This window comes from Bacillus sp. ISL-75 (assembly GCF_018613095.1).
In genome coordinates, this window is record NZ_JAGGQX010000078.1 from 1 (window position 1) to 21,624 (window position 21,624).

Annotated in this window: 19 protein-coding genes and 3 pseudogenes; 4 read left to right on the forward strand and 18 right to left on the reverse strand. The window is 35.7% G+C overall.

Features of this window, described 5'->3' with window-relative positions:
- Positions 1 to 374: 374 nt before the first annotated feature.
- Positions 375 to 560 (forward strand): hypothetical protein, encoded by a 186-nt coding sequence (locus J7E63_RS26895; RefSeq protein ID WP_215018121.1) that lies wholly within the window; start codon positions 375 to 377, stop codon positions 558 to 560.
- 797 nt (positions 561 to 1,357) lie between these two features.
- On the opposite strand, the gene J7E63_RS26900 is transcribed toward J7E63_RS26895, so the two are convergent.
- The 11 genes from J7E63_RS26900 to J7E63_RS26950 form a co-directional block, all read right to left on the reverse strand.
- A complete protein-coding gene (locus J7E63_RS26900) occupies positions 1,358 to 1,891 on the reverse strand; it encodes a YfiT family bacillithiol transferase (protein WP_308162031.1) in 534 nt (177 codons plus the stop codon).
- Positions 1,892 to 2,263: 372 nt separating this feature from the next.
- Complete coding sequence (locus tag J7E63_RS26905; protein ID WP_215018123.1) at positions 2,264 to 2,410, reverse strand: hypothetical protein; 147 nt, start codon at positions 2,408 to 2,410, stop codon at positions 2,264 to 2,266.
- Between the two features lie 121 nt (positions 2,411 to 2,531).
- Positions 2,532 to 3,023 (reverse strand): DUF6584 family protein, encoded by a 492-nt coding sequence (locus J7E63_RS26910; RefSeq protein WP_215018191.1) that lies wholly within the window; start codon positions 3,021 to 3,023, stop codon positions 2,532 to 2,534.
- A 127-nt stretch (positions 3,024 to 3,150) separates the two neighbouring features.
- Positions 3,151 to 3,825, reverse strand: a complete 675-nt coding sequence (locus J7E63_RS26915; RefSeq protein ID WP_215018125.1) for a hypothetical protein — start codon at positions 3,823 to 3,825, stop codon at positions 3,151 to 3,153.
- Between the two features lie 548 nt (positions 3,826 to 4,373).
- Positions 4,374 to 5,003 carry a DUF421 domain-containing protein gene (locus J7E63_RS29935; protein WP_251033803.1) on the reverse strand — a complete coding sequence of 210 codons (630 nt, stop codon included), beginning with the start codon at positions 5,001 to 5,003 and terminating at the stop codon, positions 4,374 to 4,376.
- A 278-nt stretch (positions 5,004 to 5,281) separates the two neighbouring features.
- Positions 5,282 to 5,530, reverse strand: a complete 249-nt coding sequence (locus J7E63_RS26925) for a hypothetical protein (RefSeq protein ID WP_215018126.1) — start codon at positions 5,528 to 5,530, stop codon at positions 5,282 to 5,284.
- Between the two features lie 325 nt (positions 5,531 to 5,855).
- Positions 5,856 to 6,383 (reverse strand): dihydrofolate reductase family protein, encoded by a 528-nt coding sequence (locus tag J7E63_RS26930; protein WP_215018128.1) that lies wholly within the window; start codon positions 6,381 to 6,383, stop codon positions 5,856 to 5,858.
- Positions 6,384 to 6,650: 267 nt separating this feature from the next.
- Positions 6,651 to 8,855, reverse strand: a complete 2,205-nt coding sequence (gene bglX, locus J7E63_RS26935) for a beta-glucosidase BglX (RefSeq protein WP_215018129.1) — start codon at positions 8,853 to 8,855, stop codon at positions 6,651 to 6,653.
- An 11-nt stretch (positions 8,856 to 8,866) separates the two neighbouring features.
- Complete coding sequence (locus tag J7E63_RS26940) at positions 8,867 to 9,169, reverse strand: hypothetical protein (RefSeq protein ID WP_215018131.1); 303 nt, start codon at positions 9,167 to 9,169, stop codon at positions 8,867 to 8,869.
- Positions 9,170 to 9,238: 69 nt separating this feature from the next.
- Positions 9,239 to 10,501, reverse strand: coding sequence for an MFS transporter (locus J7E63_RS26945; RefSeq protein WP_215018133.1), 1,263 nt, complete (start codon positions 10,499 to 10,501; stop codon positions 9,239 to 9,241).
- Positions 10,502 to 10,608: 107 nt separating this feature from the next.
- Positions 10,609 to 12,903, reverse strand: a complete 2,295-nt coding sequence (locus J7E63_RS26950) for a glycoside hydrolase family 3 C-terminal domain-containing protein (protein WP_215018134.1) — start codon at positions 12,901 to 12,903, stop codon at positions 10,609 to 10,611.
- A 135-nt stretch (positions 12,904 to 13,038) separates the two neighbouring features.
- Between J7E63_RS26950 and J7E63_RS26955 the strand changes: the two genes are divergently transcribed.
- The gene (locus J7E63_RS26955; protein ID WP_215018137.1) at positions 13,039 to 14,271 is read left to right on the forward strand and encodes a helix-turn-helix domain-containing protein; all 1,233 of its coding nucleotides are present in this window, start codon (positions 13,039 to 13,041) and stop codon (positions 14,269 to 14,271) included.
- Positions 14,272 to 14,389: 118 nt separating this feature from the next.
- On the opposite strand, the gene J7E63_RS26960 is transcribed toward J7E63_RS26955, so the two are convergent.
- The gene (locus tag J7E63_RS26960) at positions 14,390 to 15,241 is read right to left on the reverse strand and encodes an acyl-CoA dehydrogenase family protein (RefSeq protein ID WP_215018139.1); all 852 of its coding nucleotides are present in this window, start codon (positions 15,239 to 15,241) and stop codon (positions 14,390 to 14,392) included.
- Between the two features lie 132 nt (positions 15,242 to 15,373).
- On the opposite strand from J7E63_RS26960, the gene J7E63_RS26965 reads away from it, so the two are divergent.
- Entirely contained in the window at positions 15,374 to 16,585 is a 1,212-nt protein-coding gene (locus J7E63_RS26965) for a PucR family transcriptional regulator (RefSeq protein WP_215018141.1), read from the forward strand.
- Positions 16,586 to 16,926: 341 nt separating this feature from the next.
- Here the strand turns inward: J7E63_RS26965 and J7E63_RS26970 are convergent, their stop codons facing one another.
- Entirely contained in the window at positions 16,927 to 17,778 is an 852-nt protein-coding gene (locus tag J7E63_RS26970) for a DegV family protein (protein ID WP_215018143.1), read from the reverse strand.
- A gap of 274 nt (positions 17,779 to 18,052) precedes the next feature.
- Here J7E63_RS26970 and J7E63_RS26975 point away from each other — a divergent pair, with 274 nt between their 5' ends.
- Complete coding sequence (locus J7E63_RS26975; RefSeq protein WP_215018145.1) at positions 18,053 to 18,922, forward strand: cation diffusion facilitator family transporter; 870 nt, start codon at positions 18,053 to 18,055, stop codon at positions 18,920 to 18,922.
- Positions 18,923 to 19,177: 255 nt separating this feature from the next.
- On the opposite strand, the pseudogene J7E63_RS26980 reads toward J7E63_RS26975, so the two are convergent.
- The 5 genes and pseudogenes from J7E63_RS26980 to J7E63_RS26995 all read right to left on the reverse strand — a co-directional run.
- Positions 19,178 to 19,270 (reverse strand): annotated as a pseudogene (locus J7E63_RS26980) (radical SAM protein); the annotation flags it as partial.
- Positions 19,267 to 19,398 (reverse strand): annotated as a pseudogene (locus J7E63_RS29940) (hypothetical protein); the annotation flags it as partial. The pseudogenes J7E63_RS26980 and J7E63_RS29940, both read right to left, overlap by 4 nt.
- Positions 19,399 to 19,427: 29 nt before the next feature.
- Positions 19,428 to 20,048, reverse strand: a complete 621-nt coding sequence (locus J7E63_RS26985; protein WP_215018147.1) for a bifunctional transcriptional activator/DNA repair enzyme AdaA — start codon at positions 20,046 to 20,048, stop codon at positions 19,428 to 19,430.
- A gap of 88 nt (positions 20,049 to 20,136) precedes the next feature.
- A pseudogene (locus tag J7E63_RS26990) lies at positions 20,137 to 20,848 on the reverse strand (2OG-Fe(II) oxygenase).
- A gap of 431 nt (positions 20,849 to 21,279) precedes the next feature.
- Entirely contained in the window at positions 21,280 to 21,495 is a 216-nt protein-coding gene (locus J7E63_RS26995) for a helix-hairpin-helix domain-containing protein (protein WP_215007345.1), read from the reverse strand.
- Between the last annotated feature and the right edge of the window lie 129 nt (positions 21,496 to 21,624).

The following is a 21,624-nucleotide window of genomic DNA, read 5'->3' on the forward strand; positions in this document are numbered from 1 at the left end:
ACATCTATCCTAACAGAGGGGGATTACAAAACACAATCTATATAGAAAACGGTATAGAATTTAAATTTTAAAAAGAAGGACCCTAAAGTTAAATATATAAGGACAATTAAATTCCGATAGATAAAGCCTGTATCATTGATTACCAAGTAAACATTGATGCAGGCTGTTTTTTAAAACTTCTTATTGAACCTGCATCGTTAGTGGAACAACAGAAAAAAAGCTCTACTCCTTATTGAAGTAAAGCAGGTTAATTTATTAAGCATTATTCTTCTATTGCAGATTATCTTCGTAATGCGTAACAATTCATTGTCCACATACTTTTAATAAAAATACAAATAATACCACCATAAAGTATCAAACTTGGGGTGAACTATTTGTATCGTAAATCGATAGATAATAAGTTGTTTTGGCTTATTTTTATGGGGATTGCAAGTGCAATCCTAAGCAGTATTTTTAGTGGAATTATCATTACCTTATCTTTAAAAAGCCTAAGGACAGCATCAAAAAATCAATCTAAAGGTGAAGTAGTTAATTTAAACAACAAAGCTAGAAGGGGCTAAGATTTTGCCCCTTCTATGGACTATACTTATTCTTCCGTGGTTTACATTATTTTTATTAAATAAAGAAGAAATAAAGCGTTTTATGCCCTCATCTATTTTCGCCACCTTTTTAATGATCATTTATAACGTTTTAGCAAATAATCAAAAGCATTGGATAATTAACGAGACAATTATACCTTGGTTGAAACCCTTATTTGTACCTGGTATCTTTGGAGCTTTTCCGGTCATAACTTTATGGATTTTTTATTTTACTTATAAAAGCTTTTGGAAATATTTTGTGACTAACATCATTTTGGATTTTATGTTTGCTATTTTCCCAATTCACTATTTTTTTCAAGATATATTAGGGATTTACAAGCTGGTTAATATTACTCCTTGAGAACGTTTTATTCTTTTCGTTACTCTAGCTGTTATTATTTATGGTTTCTACAAATGGCAAGAGGGGATTTTCAAGTCAAATGTGACATAACACAACATTCTGGTATTTAACTCCCACTAAACCACTTACTTTAGAGCAATATGAAAGACACCATTACCTTGCCAGCGACCTAGATGTTTCGATTTTTGCTCCCTTTAGTTCAACTCACCGTATTACCAAACTTCAATTTGGTTTTCGACCCTTTGCATCGCTGCCTCTTGTCCATTACACTCTTCCTTTTTTAATGAAACCTCTAACCTATTATTATTATCAAATGATAATGTGATATTATGACCACATATGATCTCAAATTTCTTTACTTAATGGTTAATAAATGAGCACAAGGGTCTTAACGTGTACATTCGAACTGTTCTGTATATTAAGTAGAAGTATTTTTCCAGCCCTTACGATTACATAAAGAAGTAATATGTGCAAGATGATGTTGACCATGCCAAGCGTAGATGCCTATATTTTTACCTACTGAAACTTCGCCTGAATCTGGATGCATAAATGTTTTTTCCATATCAGCAGGACTTAGACTACGTAAAAGTTTGGTCCAGCGTACGTGCAATGCTTCGAGCAGCGATAGTGAAATATCAATTGGCAATTTATAATCAGGAAGTTCCGCCCATTCCCCTTCGTTATAAGGCTTGATTACAGGTTTTACTTCCGTAATAGCCAATTTAAAGCGGATATAGGCATTCATATGACTATCCGCAAGGTGATGTACTACTTGACGAACATTCCACCCTCCTGAACGATAAGATGTATCAAGCTGTTCATTATCCAAGTCTCTTACAACATCTCGTAATAATCTAGGTAAATCTTCAATCTCATTTATCCAATCCATTGTTACAGTGTTAGTAATCTCACCATCAAATTGAAATTTTCCAATTGGATATTTCATATCCACCTAATATTCCTCCTTTAAAATCCCTTGCATTTCTCAAATGATACGTTTGGCTATAAATAAAATGTCTAAAAACACAACACCTTGTTTATTAAGTTCTATATCATTTCCTTTATATCCTTTACTCCTACATATGTTATTCAACAAAACTGTCCTTTAGTTAAATAACGATAAATGAAAAAGGACTGCCGAAACAGTCCATTTGTTGTGAAACTTAAGCACCCGTTTGTTCAAAAAGATGTTTTACCCAGCGAAGTAAACCCACAGAGCAAAGGCACCAATTGCAACGGGGATAAGAGCCGTAATTAGCAAAATAATTTTCGCTATGATAAATGATTTTTCTGCTATCTTTGTGAAAAGTGCAAGCTCCGCATCCTAAATCCATTTCCACTTATCCTCACGGAACCATCTCCATTTTTCAAGTTCCTTTTGATGTTCCCTCTCAGTATATTTAAAAAGGACATAAAAGAAGAAAGCTACGCCTGAGATAAAAAATAATAGTCCAATCGTGAGTGCATTCATTTAAACCATATCCCTTTAAAAAGTTAATATTAATACGTTTTCCTATTAAAATGGTTTCAACCCTTTTTAAACTTACCTGACCGTTAGTTTAAGAACAACTTCTAATGAATTTGGACCTATGTTAAAATATCCATCTAAAAATAGTGATAATACCAATTAATGTAAAGGAAAAAGTTAATATTAAAATAGAGATACATCCAATGGTTAATAACTTATCACCTAATGTTTCAGTAGGTTCTTCCACTAATTTTTCTTTAACTTTATCCTTAAAAGGAGAGTACCCCTGATTTAATTGCAATTTTTGTATTATTTCAGGATTTCCTTTAAATTTTAAAGCTGTTGATATTCTAGATGGATCATTCCCCTCAGATTTTTCGAACGTGGCACACGCTTTTACCATTTCGGGGGTCTTATTCTCTTCTAGATACCAATATCGACCGGCCATTGATGGATATTTTAATAAAAAATAAATATCTCCCAATTTTCTACGAAGCTCTAATTCATTAGGGTAAGTGGAAATTAATCCGTGAAGTCTATCTCTCGCTTTTCCTAAATCATCATTTTTAATGTCCTCTTCTATCTTCTTTAAAGTTTTAGCAGGTATCTTTCCTATAGCAGTCTCCCTCCTTAATTTATATTAAAAACCAACTTCGTTAGCTTTATAAAGAAAAATAGACGCAACAGCAGCATAGTAATATTACTCCAGCACCCTTTAGTTGAATAAGGACACATCAGTTTTATCATTTATTCTTCTTCTCTAATTCTAATTGATTAACGATGGAAGATACTAATGTATCCAAGGGATTAATAATAGTCTTAGATGTCTTATATTCAACTTGCTTGGATGCATCGACCATAGATAATTGAGCAACGGAGATAACTTTCTTTTCATCTTTAATGATTTGATTTAAGAACTTGGAAATTTCTTGATTGTATTCTTGTTTTAGTCCTTGCATTATCAATTCAAAAGTATTGTTAATAACAATAACCTCTAAATCTAAAGGTATTTGATGGTTTTTAGCATAATGTTTAAGACGTTCCACTGTACCTTTAACAGTTGCAGGATTTGTAAATAGAATTGTCTGAGGTTGCTGTATATTGCAGATGTAATCAAAGTAAGGTTCATCAATTTTTATAATTGGTACTGATATTGAGAGTTGGTCTTCCTGTAAAATTGCAATATAGTTTGTGCAAGTAATAAGGATAGCATCAACTTTACATTGGTCAATCCATTCTATTTGCTCTTTAACTTTTTTTTGAGCATCTAATTCTTGGAAATTTTCATCAGATGTAACTAGATACATTAATGCTGGGTCAACAAAATGTATTAATTCAATGTCAAATGGGGAAAGTGCATTTTCTATATATTCTATATTCGAATAATGGGCGTGTAAGCATCCTAATCTTTTTCTCAATTCTCATTCCACCTCTAATATACTTCTGATTATTCTATCAGTGTGTGAATCGAAATGTCTATGAAAATTAAGGTAAAGACCTTACCTCTTGTTACACTAACCTGCTAACGATAAGAAAAACCGCCTATGACAGCAGTTGGATCTTCAAGTTATGTTCCCGTTAGCCATCCATGAAGCTCAAAAATCGGCGCTTCGCCACAAAGAATGAAAATATATAGAATCCGTCGATACTGTTCCTAAGGCTGGGAGAGGAAGGTCGATAAACTATGGTGCCAGATCCCATCCGTTAGTCTGACTCCAACGACCACGGTACACCACAAACTGTCGCTCCCTTACGGGAAGCACTTCTGGTAGTTTAAGTACAATACTTCACAATCTGTTTTGATAAATTGAATCAAAAATGAACGATGTCTTATTTTAAAGCATCGCACAGGTTAATCAATATTAAAAAAGCTGCATCGATGGCAGCTGCTGGATCTTCGATATAAGAACTAGTTAGTAAACGAGCTACGTTATGTATGTATTGTAATAAGAAAAAAGTCTGCAATTTAATGCAACTGAGTTTTATTGTCCACTAACTCTCCTTCGGAATAAGCTTCTTTAAATAATGGTGGCGTTTTTCCTTCAGACTGGTTTTGTGAAGAAGAACGAATACCATTCTCAGCTAAGATATCCAAAATTTTTTTGATATCTTCTTTGGTTGCAGGTGTTTTATTTGGCTTTAGGACAGTCGATATTTTACCATTCGACTCTAATATTGCTAATTCTATATCTTCAACATTTCCTATTTTTTTTAGGCGAAGTGCACTTTCTAACTCATCTGTTGATAATCTTGCTTTTTTTAGCTCTTCTAGCTTCATCTTTCCATCTTTAATTAGTATTGAAGGTACTCCATTAATAAATTTCCTAGATTTTGGAAACCATAGTTGTATTTTTGCTAATAATACAACTCCTATAATAAGCAAAGTTCCAGCGTATATTGCTTCCCATTCCTTTCTTAAGGCTAAAGGTTGGATTAGCACTGCACCGATAGAAATCCTCAAAACAGCTTCCGAGACTGTTGTTTCTGCAAGCGATTTCTTTCCTGCGATACGCAGAAGAATAACAGCAGCAGAAAAAATTACCAATGCCTTTAATAAATACGGTAAGGATGGTAGATCCTCTAAAAAATCCATCATTTTTCTCATTCCTTTAATTTTTTTGTTATTATCTGTAAAATCCATACCAAATATGTAGAAAGTATTTAGAGACTCGGTAATAACAAAAATTCATTTGTGGTGTTTAATAGAATATAAAAGAAAGGCTATTTACTAATTTTCCACTTCAACTAAATTTACCGTTAATTCAAAAATAAAAAGCCACCAATATTGGCAGCTGGATCTTAGACTCTTGCACCCGTTAACGAAAGAACTTATCTTTTATTTTTAAACAAGCCCTTCTCAAAATAGAGTGGGGCTTACTCTTTCTGTGTTATAAACCATCCTTCCGGTTTTTTTTCTATATGAAAAACATCTTCATCGAATTTTTTTCTCAGTTCTTTATATTCCTCATTTTCAATTTTAACCTGTGCTACTCTGATTTGCTTTAGTGTAATTTCTGGTTTCTGGATTTCAAAAATCAGATCTTTAATAATAAAAAAAGTCCTTTGACGTTTCATTCTCTCCACTTCCTTCCTTTTATTTTTCTTACGTTTAGAATTAGTCAAAAATGAATAAAACCCTAAAAAATCTTTGTAAATTGTTTGTAAAAAAACAAAAGCCTTTCTCACTCGAGAGGGGTTAATTCAGTGGTTCTAAAATGAATGTCCTAGAGTCTATGTTGGCTGCTATTTAATTAAAGCACCCCCGATAGGTTAAGTACAATATTTCACAATCTTTCTTGCTGAATAATAAAAAAGGCGACCTCCTTCTAGAAGAATCGCACTCCGTTAGTTATATAAACATCTATTAATTTTCGAACGAGTTTCAGTAAAAAATGTGGGTGAAAAGGTAAAAATCTTCCCCTACTAAAAAAGGGAAAGATGATGAAAATTATTTTTTTATATAATGAAGCATAGCAAGTTGACCTAATTTTTCTACTTTCGTTAATGTGTATTTTAGAGTAATATCATCTCCGGTATAGAGGGATATTCCTTTCCCTAAAATAATCGGTGCAATGGCTAATTGGAATTCATCAATTAAATTTTCTTTAAAAAATTCACGAGCTAAATTTCCTCCACCAATTAACCATATATCTTTACCAGGCTTTTGTTTTATATTATTAATGAAAGATTTGACCTCTTCATCAATAAATGAAGCGTATTCATCTGATCCACTAACAGATTTAGAAAATACATAATTTTTATAATCACTATAAGGATAGTCCATATCAAATCCACGAATGATATCATAAGTTCCTTTTCCCATAACAACAGTGTCAATTCTTTCAAGGAGTGAATTGTAGCCAGAATCTCCTTCTACTTCTGTTGATTCTAACCATTCTAATGTACCATCATCATTTGCAATATAGCCATCAATTGAAGTACCAATGTATAAAATAATGTTACGCTGTTTTATCATTTGAATCTCCCTTACCTTGTTTCAGATGATCAAATCAGTATACTAATTAGTTACCCGTTTGTGAACCAAAAAATTACGACAAAACTTGCCATTATATTAAAATAAGACGAATACTTGCCAAAAATATAAAGCCTTTTAAGCATCTTAATGTAAATAAATATGTTATGTAACTAATTCCCCCATTTTCAATTAACATTATAATGGAGGACTTTTGATGTTTTAATTCCAAAAGTCCTCCCCATTGAAAAGGCTGATTCCCTTATATTATCACACTAATTCAAAAGCTGCCTCTTCCAATTCTTTCGAGTTAGTACCTATATAAACTTTGAATTCCCCTTCCTCAGATTTAAAGTTCATGTCTGAGGTATAGTATTTCAAATCCTCTTCCTTAATCGTAAAGGTTACTCTCTCCGATTCACAAGGATTCAAAAAAATCTTTTTAAATCCTTTGAGCTCCTTTACAGGACGCACCACACTCCCATATAAGTCCTGAATATAAAACTGTACCACTTCCTCACCAGGCCTGTTACCCGTATTGGTCACTGTAACACTGGCTTTAATCTCCTCCATTCTTGTCATTTGATTCTTATCCAGTTCGATTTCAGAATATGAAAAGTCTGTATAGCTTAAACCGTAACCGAAAGAATATAGCGGTTCATTCGGACCATCAAGATACTTGGATATAAATTTCTCATGTTGATTTTTGTTTGTTAATGGTCTGCCCGTCTTAAAGTGATTGTAATAAACAGGCACCTGACCCGATTTGTACGGGAAGCTCATGGTTAGTTTTCCGGAAGGATTATAATCCCCGAATAGTACATTGGCAATGGCATGCCCGGCCTCGGACCCTAAGAACCACGTTTCAACGATAGCATCCATGTTTCTTTCAAACCAGTCTAGAACCAATGGGCGCCCATTCGTTAATACTAAGACCGTAGGCTTGCCTAATTTGACCATTTCCTCCGCTAATCTTCTTTGGACTTCAGGAAGTTCTAGGTCCATTCTGGAAGCTGCTTCACCTGACATATCGCTGTTTTCGCCTAATGCAAGGACCACAATATCAGCTTGCTTTGCCTGCAGAAGGGCTTCTTCAAACCCTCCATCGATTACACCATCGACTTTGCAGCCTTCCGCATACAAAAGATTCTCCATATTAAGAGCTTTATCTTTTAACCCTTCCCATAAGGTAATCGTTTGATCACCGTATCTTGAGAATTGCCAAGGACCCAATAAATCTTTGCTATTAGCAAACGGTCCGATCACCGCAATCTTACCGTTTTCTTTATTTAAAGGTAGAACTCCTTTATTCTTTAAAAGTACAATTGACTTTTTAGCAAGTTCCCGGCTTTCTTTGAGATTCTCCTGACAGAAATGATATTCCTCTTCTTTGTCTGGTCTAATATAGCGGAAAGGGTCGTCCATGATCCCTATCTTATATTTATAGGTAAGAATCCTTTTTACGGCTTCGTCTAATTGACTTTCTTTCAGTCTTCCTTCTTCAATAAGTCCAGGAATATACTCTGAATAGGTAGTAGTGACCATTTCAATATCCATAGAGGCATCCACAGCCATTTTAGCCGCATCTTTCTGATCCCTTGCAGCGCCATGAATGGCAATTTCGTCAACAGTTCCATAATCGGAAATCAAAATACCGTTAAAACCAAGTTCGTCCCTTAACAAATTTTTCAATAAAGTTTTACTTCCTGCTACTGGGACCCCTTGAAAGACATTGAATGAGTTCATAACGGACCCGGCTCCAGCCTCCAAACCAGCTTTAAAAGGTGGAAGATAGACGTTTCTCAATGTACCTTCGGAAATGTCCACTGTATTATAATCTCGTCCACCTTCTGCTGCGCCATAGGCAATGAAGTGTTTTAAACATGCGATAATCGTTTCCTCACTAAGCAGGCTTTCTCCTTGGAAGCCCTCGACCTGGGCTTTTGTAATTAATGATCCTAAGTATGGATCCTCTCCAGCCCCTTCTACGACCCTTCCCCATCTAGCATCTCTCGTGACATCCACCATCGGTCCATGATTGTAGGTAATGCCTGATGCGGACGCTTCTTTTGCAGCAATGGCACATGCTCTTTTAATTCCTTCCATATCCCAGCTGCAGGACCACGCTAGCGGGACAGGGAAAACCGTTTGATGACCATGGATAATATCTGCATTAAATAGCAGAGGAATGCCTAATCGTGATTGTTCTACGGCAATTTTTTGCAACTCAAAAACTCGATTACTATCAAATGCGCCTAAAATCGAACCAGCTTTTCCCTCAGCAACTAGCTTTTCAGCAGGCTCAGACTCAACATCTCCTCCGAAAGAGAAATTAGATGCCAAACACTGGCTCATTTGACCTATTTTTTCTTGAACGGTCATCTTACTCACAAGCATATCAACTACTTGTTGAATTTCTTGGTCTGTCCGTTCAACGACTGGTTCAGACTTTCGGTATTTTTCTACCTCGCTCATTAATGCTTCTGCTAATGAGTGCCCTCCCCCTTTTCCCCTTGAATTTGTAGATTTCCCAAGGAATGAAGATTGAGCGAACCGTTAAACGAGTCTTCTCTAAAGGTAAGAGTAATTTCTGCTGCTTCTTCTAATAAAAGAATGTACTTTCCTTTCGCATGAAGCTGCTCTCCTTCAACCTTTACTGATTGAAAAAGCATGTTTAACTGAGCTGGCTCTTTCACACTGAAAGTATATTGATCCTCTTTTTCAACAACAAAAACAAATTTCATTTTCGCAAATGGGGTTTGTACTACTGTATTCCAGGTACCTAGCATGTTAATTAACTCCTATCCAAGTTGATAAAAAATCTTACCGCACATTGTACATTGCGGGCAGAATCTCATTTAAATCACTGCTGTAGTTTCATCCTTTACGTCATCCGCTTTTGTTCCTCTTGGCATCTCTGGAACTTTCAGGACGGCAATAGCACCTAAGATTCCAAAAATACCGATAACAGAAAACGCTGTCTGATACCCTCCAAGACCAAGTAATAATGGCATGATAGCTGGAACAATGGATTGTGGTAAAGCGTTTGCAATATTTAGGATACCTAAATCCTTAGCGGCATCTTCTTTATTAGGAAGAACACGAGTCAGAAGAGCCATATCTACGGCATAAAAAATACCTGCACCAATCGCTGAGCAAACAGCTAAAATTAAATATACTGTAAAACTCGTGGTAAACCCTTGGATCATCAAAGCCATTCCCATTAGTATACCTGCGCCAATAACAAATGGTTTCTGGCGTTTGAAATAGTCCGAAACGAAACCGCCAACGATACTAAAGAGGAAAGTTATGATTGTACCGATTGTAGTAAGAAGCGCTACTTTGCTTCTAAGCTCTGCTGGGGTAAAATGAAAACGTTCTACCATGAATAAAGTACCGAAAGATCCGATGGAAGGACCGAATAAGACAAGAAATCGAGCTAGCCATGCATAGGCAAATACCGGATATTTTCGAGGACTAGGAATAACCATCGATAAACTAAACTTTTCTTTTTCGGTTTTACGAGAACCAGTAGATCCTGAATCTCGAATCATACTAATGGCAATAATGGCGCAAACCATTGGAATGATCGCTAAAACGTACCATTTAATCATGTGAGATTCACCTAATGCATTGACTAACGTAATACCGATTATGGCTGACACTGCGCCAATTGAACCTAAAATACCGGAAATAGATCCACGTCGTGATACTTCTATCTGGTCGGCAATCAAGGCATTATTTGCAGCTAGCATAAAGTTAAAGAAGGCTTGGGCACATGACCAGAATAGGATTACTTGCCACACTTCATTACTAAGACCAATTCCTAAGATTGAAGCTCCTCCTAATACGCTTCCTATTAGAATCCAAGTACGGCGACGACCAAATTTCAGACGGGTCCTATCACTAATGGCACCCGCCACAGGGTTGGCAATCATCGCGACAAACGCACCAATGGATAAAACGTATGCCAATGCACTTTCTACGTTTTTAGGATCAATGGCTTGAATTTTCAGCGTAAGTAATAAGATCATCGGGGGAATAAGAGCAACATAGAGTCCAATGTTTGAAATGGTCAATGCTGGTACAAGGCGCTTAAATGGTGTAACGGCAGTATTCATCGGTTTAACCTCCAATAGATTTTCAAAATTGCAAAAACTCTTCTTCTATTTATTCTTACCTCGATTCGATACCGAACCCGAGGTAAGAGTGTTTCAATGAAAGAGGTTTACACAGTGGTTTTAACCAATTGTTCGTTTAATTGCTGAATAATCTCCGTTAGCATTTCTTCCGTCAATCCACCTTGACTGAAATTAGCCATCGCTCGAAGTGGCAAATATTTCATCATGGCTGCCATCATTTCAGATGCTTCCCCCTCGAGCTCAGCACTCGCAAGTGGATTACCTTCATTCATTTTTGCCAGCATTGGCTGAGCAATTGGCGCGAGTATTGGATCGGTCAATAAATCTCCAATGGTTGTATTCCTATGAACAAGCTTTTTTATCAGAACACTGGAATGTACATAAAGGGTATCCATAAGGACAATATCCTTGGATGATTTCCCAATTAAAATTTCGAAGTCTCCCGTTTCAACATGCCAGTCTTTTAGTTCTACGTTGTAGTAAGCAAAAGCTCGTTTATCTAATCGGAAGGTTATAGTTTTCTCCTCACCTGGCTGCAACTCCACTTTTTCAAAGCCTTTCAGCTCTTTTTCAGGTCTGATTACACTGCTTGTCACATCTTTTACATATAGTTGTACAATTTCTTTTCCAATTACTGCACCAGTATTTTTCACATCTACAGTCACAGTAACAGTATCAGAATCCTTCATTTCCTTTTTACTAATGGATAGATTACTATATTCAAAGCTCGTATAGCTTAAACCGTAACCAAATGGGAATAACGGCTCTAAGTTTTTCTTATCGTAGTAACGATACCCTACGAAAATTCCTTCCTTGTACTCTACTCGATCTCCTTCTCCAGGGAAGTTAAGGTACGATGGATTATCACTTAGTTGTTTTGGAAATGTTTCAGCTAATTTTCCACTTGGATTTGCATCACCGAATAATAAATCAGCAATTGCTCCGCCAACTGCTTGTCCGCCTAAGTATCCTTCTAACAATCCTTTTACCTTGGTAATCCATGGCATTTCAATAGGGGCACCATTGCTTAATACCACAACAATATTGCTATTCACTTCTGAAATCGACTCGATTAATTGAACATGGTTATCCGGCATCCGTAAATGCTCACGATCATAACCCTCCGATTCATAACGATCAGGAAGACCCACAAAAAGGATTACGGTATCAGCTCCAGCTGCCACTTCTTTCGCTTCACTAAGTAGCTCTTCATCTACAGCATCACGATCAAGGTGATACCCCTGTGCAAACAACAGATTTGTATTTTTACCTGAAGCGTTTTCAATTTCTTCTAAAATATTATCTAGCTTTGTAGGGTTTATATGAGAGCTTCCGCCGCCCTGATATCTTGGTGTGTTTGCAAATCCACCGATGACAGCAATGGTGCCTTCTTTTTTCAATGGGAGGATCCTGTCTTCATTTTTTAATAGAACCATACTTTCTCTTGCCACTTCTCTAGCAAGACGATGATGAGCATCTTTGTCATAGACAGCGTTTTCCTTTTTATGGTCAACTGCTTTAAAAATAATGTTTAAAAATCTTTCAACGGCCCTATCCAACTTTTCTTCGGATAGCTTTCCATTTCTTACTGCAGCGATAATTTTCTGTTCGCCGATTCCATTACTTGCTGGCATTTCGAGCTCTAATCCAGCGGAAAGAGCATTTTCACGTTCATTAACTGCTCCCCAGTCTGAAACTACAAAGCCTTCAAATCCCCATTCCTCTTTTAAAATATCAGCTAACAAGTATTCATTTTCTGATGCGTATTCACCATTTACTTTGTTATAAGCTGACATTACTGTCCATGGTTGTGCTTTCTTGACAGCGTCTTCAAAACTAGCCAGATAGATTTCCCGTAATGTTCTTTCATCAACAATGGCATCCGTTGACATTCTTCGGTGCTCTTGATTGTTTACAGCGAAATGTTTTAATGAGGTCCCAACCCCTTGACTTTGTACGCCGTTGATATGACTGGCTGCCATTTCTGAAGATAGGTACGGGTCTTCAGAAAAATATTCAAAATTTCGACCACAAAGTGGAGATCGTTTAATATTTGCCCCCGGTCCAAGTAGGACTGCGACATCTTCAGCCTGGCATTCTTCGCCTAATGCAACACCTACATCGTGTATTAACTTCTTATTCCATGTACTTGCTAATCCTACAGCAGATGGGAAGCAGGTCGCGGGAACACTATCATAAATCCCTAAATGATCTGCACTTTGCTGTTGTTTGCGGAGCCCATGTGGACCATCCGTTACCATAATGGACGGAATCCCTAATCTTTCAATCCCTTTTGTTGACCAAAAATCTAATCCTGAACATAGACTTGCTTTTTCTTCTAAAGTCATTTGAGAAATCATTTGCCTCATATCTCTTCTCATCGTTTCTCCCCTATTCTAGTGATCTTGTAACCGATTACTTAACATCATTATATTGTTTATTTTTTTGTATTAATGGTAAAATCGAGAGAAAAAAAGTAAAATTATTAGAAGACTTTTTATAAATGGGGGTTAGCGATGAATTTAGAGTATATTAGTAGGCTAGTATTTGACATGTTTAAACTACCGGTCTTTCTATTGGGGAAAAATGGAGAAATGATTTTAGAACACTCCATCCATTTTCAACATAACCTCTTCGATTTTTCAAAAGAAACTATATTAAACCAACTATTTTCGGAAGGTCATACACTTGATTTCCCAGTATTTAGTACTACCGCTTACCTTGGAAACTTTTTCTCTATTAACATCCGATTGGGAGAAGAATTTCATGGAAAAATCATAGTTGGACCTGTCTTTTATTCCAATGTACCAAAGGAATCAATTAAAGGGATTGTAAACGACTTTCAGCTTCGCGTAAATACAGAAGAATTGATTCATTATTACCATTCCCTTCCTGTCTATAGCCACTTGGATTTTATTCATTTAAGTACGATTCTTTTTTATATGATTTACCAACAAGAATTGGATGTGGTTAATATCCTACAAGAAAATAAGTTGCTTGGAAGGAAGAGAATGGAAATCGAACAGCCGGACGTTCATGTATCAGAACGGCGCCAAGAAATAATGACGTATGTTGACCCCCTTTATGAAAAAAGAATGTTCGAGTGTGTGAAAGAAGGGAAAAAGTTTGAACTTATTCAGCTTTTACAGGAATCACCGAAAGAAGGGAAAATGGGGGTTCTTTCTAAGACAAGTCAGTTGAGAAGTGTAAAAAATTTAACCATTGCAGGCATCACACTTGCTACAAGATCAGCTATTGATGGTGGACTTATGCCTGATGTTTCCTACACTCTAAGTGATCTATTTATCCAAAAGCTTGAGGAACTGAACGATTATACCGCCGTCTTGCAATTTTTTGAATATGCACTACTTGAGTTTACCGAACGAGTTGAAAAAGGAAAGAAACATAAATATTCTAAACCTATTAATATTTGTCAAAATTATATCTATACCCATCTTTATGAAAATTTTAGCCTTTCCGATTTGGCTGATTTAGTTGAAATGAATCCACAATATCTATCTCATCTATTTAAAAAAGAAGTAGGCATTTCAATAATAGAATTTGTACAACAAGCTAAAGTGGATGAGGCAAAAACTTTACTGTCCTATACCAAACACTCTTTTACGGAGATTTCATCTCTTTTAAACTTCCATGATCAAAGTTATTTTATAAAGGTTTTTAAAAAATTTGCAGGTGTGACCCCAAACCATTTTAAAAAAGGGATTATTTCCAATAAAAATGCTCGGTGAAGTATCCCATCGGGCCTTTTCTTATCATTACACCTATCATAATTTCGCAAGATAAGAGCTAATAAATAAAAAAACGTTCCTTACAAAATGTAAGAAACGTTGAAATAAGTAACGCCTATTATCCCCAACCAATACCTTGATAGCCATATAAATTACGACCGTACGTATAAACAGCATCCTCATATAAAGAAGTAACATGTGTGGCAACTGCAATAATGTCACGTACAAATACTTCAATCGTGTTATTCTTTGTTAGAGATGCCCCGCCTAGTGATACCATTACTGTCGTAGCGATATCCTGACAAATTTTGATGATTTCCGCACGGACTGCAGAAAACTCACCTTTTTCATAAGGGCCTTCTGTTTCATACGTCGCTAATAAATCGTAATAGTGTTCCATTAATCCATTCGCTTTTTTATATTGCAGCATAAGCTGAGCTAGAATTCGTTGACTACGTGGAGAATCTTTTTCGTTCTCCCCATGTAGACGGACTCGGGCTTCTGTTCTCTGCTTATATTCATCGATTAAACGTTTGGCTCCACCTAGTGCCATATTCGGGAATCCCAGATAAAATGCTGAAAAGAATGGCACATGATAAAATGGATAGTCTAGATCATAATTAGAACCCCTAGGTGGGCGACGTGTATCATTCGCAACTTCAAGTCTTAAAACGCGCCTTCTTGGAATAAATACATCCGATGCAACTACCTGGTTACTACCTGAACCACGTAAACCAAATGTATCCCAGTTTTCATTTACTTGGACTTCATCTTTACGCATGAATCCCATGATAAATTCAGGACGATCCCCTTCAGGTAATTGAGCAAATGCCCCTAAACCAATCCACTCTGCAAACGCAACACCGCTTGTATAGTTATAAGTACCAGTTAACCGAATTCCGCCATCTACAACAGTTACTTGTCCAACAGGTGCGAAAACATCAACGATTAAACCGCCTGATTTTATCATTTCATCTCTACCTTCTTGTGGAAGGTGTGATGGTAAAGAGTTGTGTAATGGGAAGAAATAACCTACCCACGCAGCAGAGATATTATGGTACGCAATTGTGCGTACAATTTCTCCTAGGCCACGTAATGATATTTGTGGTCCTCTATTGAGGCGGTTCTCCAACAAGCATTCCTTGCTTTTGGTCGCAAATTTGTTATCGAAGATATCTTTTATAATGTTGCACATTCTATTGGTCTTGATAAAAATAAGACAAATCTTATCCAACAAGATATGTATAATTATGATCAGCAGCAGCGTCAACAATTAGGTGCCAATTACTTTGAGCAACGACAGCAGCTCGCTTTTAACAAAAAAGTAATGACACTTGACCACCACACGCAACTATGTAATACAATCGTTATCCAAAACAAGGTTGTCGCTTATTTATCAATCATAAGCGTTCAAAAAAATCTATTTACATCAAATGATTATTTAATCCTTACCAAATTTACAAATGTAGTTTCAATCCTCTTACTGGCAAATCAGATTAAGACAAATTCAAGTGAAATGGACGAAAATCGCTTTACACATAATTTAATCAATAAAAAGCACTCAAATTATAATGAGATTCTATCCAAATCGCGCTTTTTTAACATTGATGTCAATGAAAAGTACACGATTGCAATCTTAAAATGGAACAAGAACATTTCTCCTATTCAACAAGAAATCGAACACTACATTCGAAAGCAACTCTCAAAATACCGTATATTAATTACCAATAAAGAATTGGAAACTATCAAAATCATTTTCCATCGTCTAAATAATGAAGAAGAAGTCGGCTTAATCTTAAAACATCTCTATCAAATTGTTAGCATACAATTTCCAAATCATCCTCTACAAATTGGTTATAGCAATATTGGTCATTCTATAAACGAAGCAAATTCACATTATCATGAGGCATCACTTGCACTTTTTTCCGATTCAAAGAATTCAATCGCTGCCTTTCAGAACATTAGTATCCTTTCAATTTTTTTAAATGAATCAAATAGTGATCACATCATACAAATATCAAAGCATAAATTCGCTCCCATCTTTACCTTAAAGGAGCAAAAGAGCAAGGAATTACTACAAACACTTTATGTCTATTTAAATAATAATTTAAAAATCGAAACAACAATGCGTATTTTAAACATTTCTAAAAGTGGTCTACTATATCGTTTAGATAACATTAAAAACTATTTGGAAACTGACTTAAAAGATCCAAATGAAAACTTCCAATATTTAATATTATTAAAATCTATAGAAATCTCCTCTCACAAGATTAATTTAATTGAGGGCGACATCGACTTGAATATTTTATTATAAAATTTCGCATGTACTAAATTTAATAATCTAAATATATATACAGCTTTCGAGACTGACTAACATGTTTTTCATTAGAATGTGAATATTTTATGACACCTTTTTATCACCTTGTCCTTTGCGAGGGCCTTATGTAACAGCCGCGCCTTCAGCACTTCTACGATATCGAGATTGGCGGGGTAAAGCGAATCTCCAATTTTCAAATTTAAGGGCATTTTTTGAACGTAAACGTCAAAAAACGCCTTCAAATTTGATTTTTGAAGGCGTTTTTTGCATTTTTGGTTATTTTTAACCCTTTTTTTGTAAAGGCGTTTAATCCCATAATAGTACTGGATTTGACCGCACTATACTTCTAAGCCTGCAATTCCGATACCACCAGGTCCAGCATGTGTAGATATCATTGCGCCTGCTTGTATCCATTTTACATTTTTGAAACCTGTTTCTTTTGCGATATCATCCATCCCCTGCTTGATCTTTTCATTAAGTCCGACAGAGTAAAGAAGATAAAGTTGTTCTTTATCAATGTCGTATTGACCCAAATAATCTCGCATGAGTTTCTCGGAAACAACATCCATTTTCCCACGATATTTTTTTGTTGAAACAAGATTTCCATCAATTAGTTCAATACGCGGCTTGATTTTTAACAAAGCTCCACCGAGATAAGCTAGATTACTGACTCGTCCTCCTGCCCTTAAAAATTCTAAACTTCCGGGAACGAAAGCCAGTCTTGATTTAGGAACTTTTGATTCAATCTTCTCTACTAATTGGGCAGGGTCAATTGAAGGTTCATTCTCTAATAAGGTAACTGCATACATCACAATCGCAGTTAATCCACCTGTTACGTTCAATGCGTCAATTAGAAAAATATCATCCAAATCTTCCGTTGCGATGATTGCATTTTGAAAGGAAGAGGATGCCTTTGACGTATAACCAATATGTATGATAACGCAGTCAGGAAAATCAATTTTTATCTTCTTGAAAAACTCAAAATATTCATGGGAATTTGTCGAAGTTGTAGAGGGTATTTTTTTTGTCCGCTCATAATAGTCATAAATATCCGTTACAGGTAACGAACCATCTAAGTAATCCTGCCCATCTATAATCACGTGCATCGGGACCACCTGGACATTATGTTTATCAGCTAATTCTTCTGGTAAATCCGCACCACTCTCTGTTGACAAAATTATTCTTCTCATAAATATCCCCCACTTCTATATAAAAAGCCGTTACTATACGTTCTGCATTTATATGTTCTACTCTACTATACATTAAATAAGAGATAGGCTACACATCCCAGAAAGAAATAGTAAGATCTAGTACTCTAACCTTTAGTAATTTAGTAAAGACTTTTCCCTTGTACAACTTATTTGCATGTCCCTTATTTATATAAAACAATGCAAAAAGATTGCTCTAGACCCACCCGTATTTTACCTGTTATCATAGTCAAGTACTTTGAGTGGAGGAACTAGAATGGAACAGGACAAGTATAATGACCTTAAATTAGGTGAACGTGGAGCGATTATTAGTATTATTGCATATATATGTCTTTCAATCTTAAAACTAGTTATTGGATATGTAAGTGATTCCGATGCTTTGCAAGCAGATGGTCTAAATAATACAACCGATATCATCGCATCTATTGCTGTACTCATTGGACTTAAGATTTCGCAAAGACCACCTGATAAAAACCATCGCTACGGACATTGGAAGAGCGAAACGATTGCGTCAATGGTCGCTTCATTTATTATGTTAGCGGTGGGTCTTCAAGTGTTAATTGAAGCGAGTACCTCTTTGTTTCAAGGAACGAAAGAGTCACCAGATATTATGGCTGCATATGTTGGTGTTTTTTCAGCGTTCGTTATGTATTTTGTATATCGTTACAACAAGAATTTAGCTCTTACTATTAATAGCAAATCTGTAATGGCAGCTGCAAAAGATAACATTTCGGATGCTTGGGTAAGTATAGGAACAGCAATAGGTATTTTCGGTTCACAATTAAATATGCCTTGGCTAGATAGTGTAACTGCTATTGTTGTGGGACTGTTAATATGTAAAACTGCTTGGGACATCTTTCGAGAAGCATCACTCGAACTTTCGGACGGTTTCGATGAAGATAAAATCCATCTTTATAACGATGTCATCAAAGAATTGGATGGCGTTAAAGGAGTAAAAGAAATTAAAGGAAGAAACTATGGGAATAATGAAGTTATAGATGTTGTTATTCTTGTTAATTCTACGCTGGGTATTAAAGAAGCCCATGATATAGCTACTTATGTTGAAAAAGTCATGATGAAAGATTATGGCGTATATGATGTTCATGTTCATGTAGAGCCAAATTAATGAATAGTTTACATAATATGATGGTATGTCAATGGATAAGCCCCATGCTTAGGCTCGTTTTCTTTTAAAACATACATCATCCCATTTACAACCGTCATTTTTGATGGTTGTTTTTTTCGTATGATACATCCTCTAGTTTATACTCAAAAGAATGTTAAAAGTAGTGGGTCTTTAGATGTAAAATCCCACTGCTGTAATATTTATGTCCATTCTTTATTGCATATCTCGTTCATTTTAAAGTTGAAACTTTTCTCAATAAGGATTTAGTGAATGAGTATATCTAGAAAGAAAGCCTGTACCTTTATTAAGAATGGTTTTCGGGTTTTTATAGAACAATTCACTTTTCATGAGGGAACCTCCTTTCCATTCATTGTACTGCAATAATCACTCATTGCTGGATAAGACTGTCTTTCCAGATCCAAAAGCAATGTCTTCATTTCTAATCCGCCACGATAGTCGGTTAATGATCCATTCTTAAAGAGTTGGTTTCTTCTTTGATTCCCTTTTACATTTCCTCCATTTTACTCATTTGACGAAATTGTGCTGGTGTATGTCCGGTTTTCTTTTTAAATAAAGTAATAAAATAGGACGCGTTAGGCATACCTACACATATGGCGAGATCCGCAATCGCTTTATTTGTGTGAATCAAATACTCTTTAGCAGCGTTTAATCTCACCTGTTGGATATATTCAACTGGTGTGATGCCTTTAATTTTTTTAAACGTTCGATGCAAATGATAGGGACTCCCGTGAGCAATATTTGCTATTGTTTCTAGAGTTAATTTTTCTATGAAATTTTTATCAATGTATTCAGTGATAAGTGCCACCCACTCACTATCAGGCAATCTCTCATTAGTAGGCTTGCAACGTTTACAAGGGCGAAAATTTGAACGGAGAGCTTGTTCTGCGTTTAAAAAAATAAGTACATTTTCTTTTTTTGGAATGCGAGATTTGCAAGATGGTTTACAGAAGATTCCTGTGGTCTTTACAGCATAGAAAAATTGATTATTGTACGAAGCATCATTGTCTATAATTGCTTGCCACTTTTCATTTGTCATCATGTCCACGTCAGTCAAAATTCCATGTTCTTCACTCTCTTGTAATTCATTATTGATTCGATCCGTCATTTATCTCACCTCTCCTTACAATATACCCCCTATAAATTAAGAATTTACAATTCTAGGAATGAAATAGCAAGATATTAAAATTTAATATTTATTTTGAATCATGAAAAATGATTCCAAGACCGTATCGTTCTCCAGAAGTAACCGTACTTACTCCGTGACGAACCGTATTTTTGTAATACCCTTATTTACCTAGAGCAGGTCTATGGTTACTAGGAAAGATTAGAGCACTGCCTTGTTCTAAAGTAATCACATGCCCCCTGCTCTGAGCACGAGGAATTTGTTCCACTAATAAGGACTCTCCACCCGTATAGTCTTTATCTCGTTGATTTAATACAAATACTACTTGAAATGGGAAAAATACATCTCCATATAAATCTTGGTGCAAGCAATTAAACCCGCCTGTTTCATACTTTAAAATTAGGGGTGTCGGTCTAGTTTGTTCATATTCTTCATGTTCTCAAAAATTCTTGAAGATGATCTGGAAACTGTTCTGGTTTCTTTAAATAACCCAACCATCGATTTGCTGTTTTGGCCAACTCTGGATAAAAGGACTCTCTTAAACTTTGGATGATCTCAGGTAATGGATAGGAAAAATATTTATACTCCCCATTCCCAAAGCGATATCTCGTCATATTGATTGTCGTTCTGTATGACTCTTCCTCACTATAAAGTTTCATGAAGAAGTCGCATTCCTCTTTTGTTAAAATTGCTAGAAGCTTTGCAAACCCTTGCTCATCTAATTCGTTTTGAATTGAATCCCAATTTAAACTTTTTACACGTGTTTTTATATCTTGGACCATTTTTATCGCCTCCTATTTAGCCTTCTTGATAACTTACACTATAGCCTCAAAAATAGAAAAAAATAAGGTGTTTAGAATGTAATAGCAAGATAACAAAGGGCCATGGTGACGGTTCCTGTGGACTTTGATTGGTTAAATAAACAGTCGTAGGTCCATTCTTTGGTTTATACTTAGGAATCTTTGGTTTTCCTGAAAAGCTAGTAGGCTGGGATTTATATTTCTTTGAGGCTTCGAAGAAACTTTTCCAATCATCATATACCTTTTTCATGGTTTGTTGATTGGACTGAGAGGGAATATAAATGTAATCGGTTTGTTTCATCACTTTAAACAGTGCTTCTACAAAGTTATAGGGAAGGAATGCTTTCTCTGGATGGGCATTTCAAACTATAAACAAGCTCTGGACTCTTTAGGAAACAGAGTTCAGAGCTTGTTTACTTTCCAGCAAAAGATAATTGTTTTCCTTTAAGTGCTTCATTCAGTATTCTCACCGCTTTCGGTCCAACACCATGTAACTTCAATATTTCTGACTCTGTCACCTTTGTCAATTGATCAAGTTTATAGTAGCCAGCATTGATAAGAGCTCTTGTAGCAGGTTTACCAATATTGGGGAAATCATTTTCTAGTGGTACATTATTGAAATTGTCCATATTTTCTCCTTTCATTATTGAAGAACTAAATCTTTATTTTTTTACTTCGATTCTCAGTAATATAAAAACTAAACATATAAATAAAGAACTAAGGTATCAATTTTCACACATCCAATACAATCCCTTAAA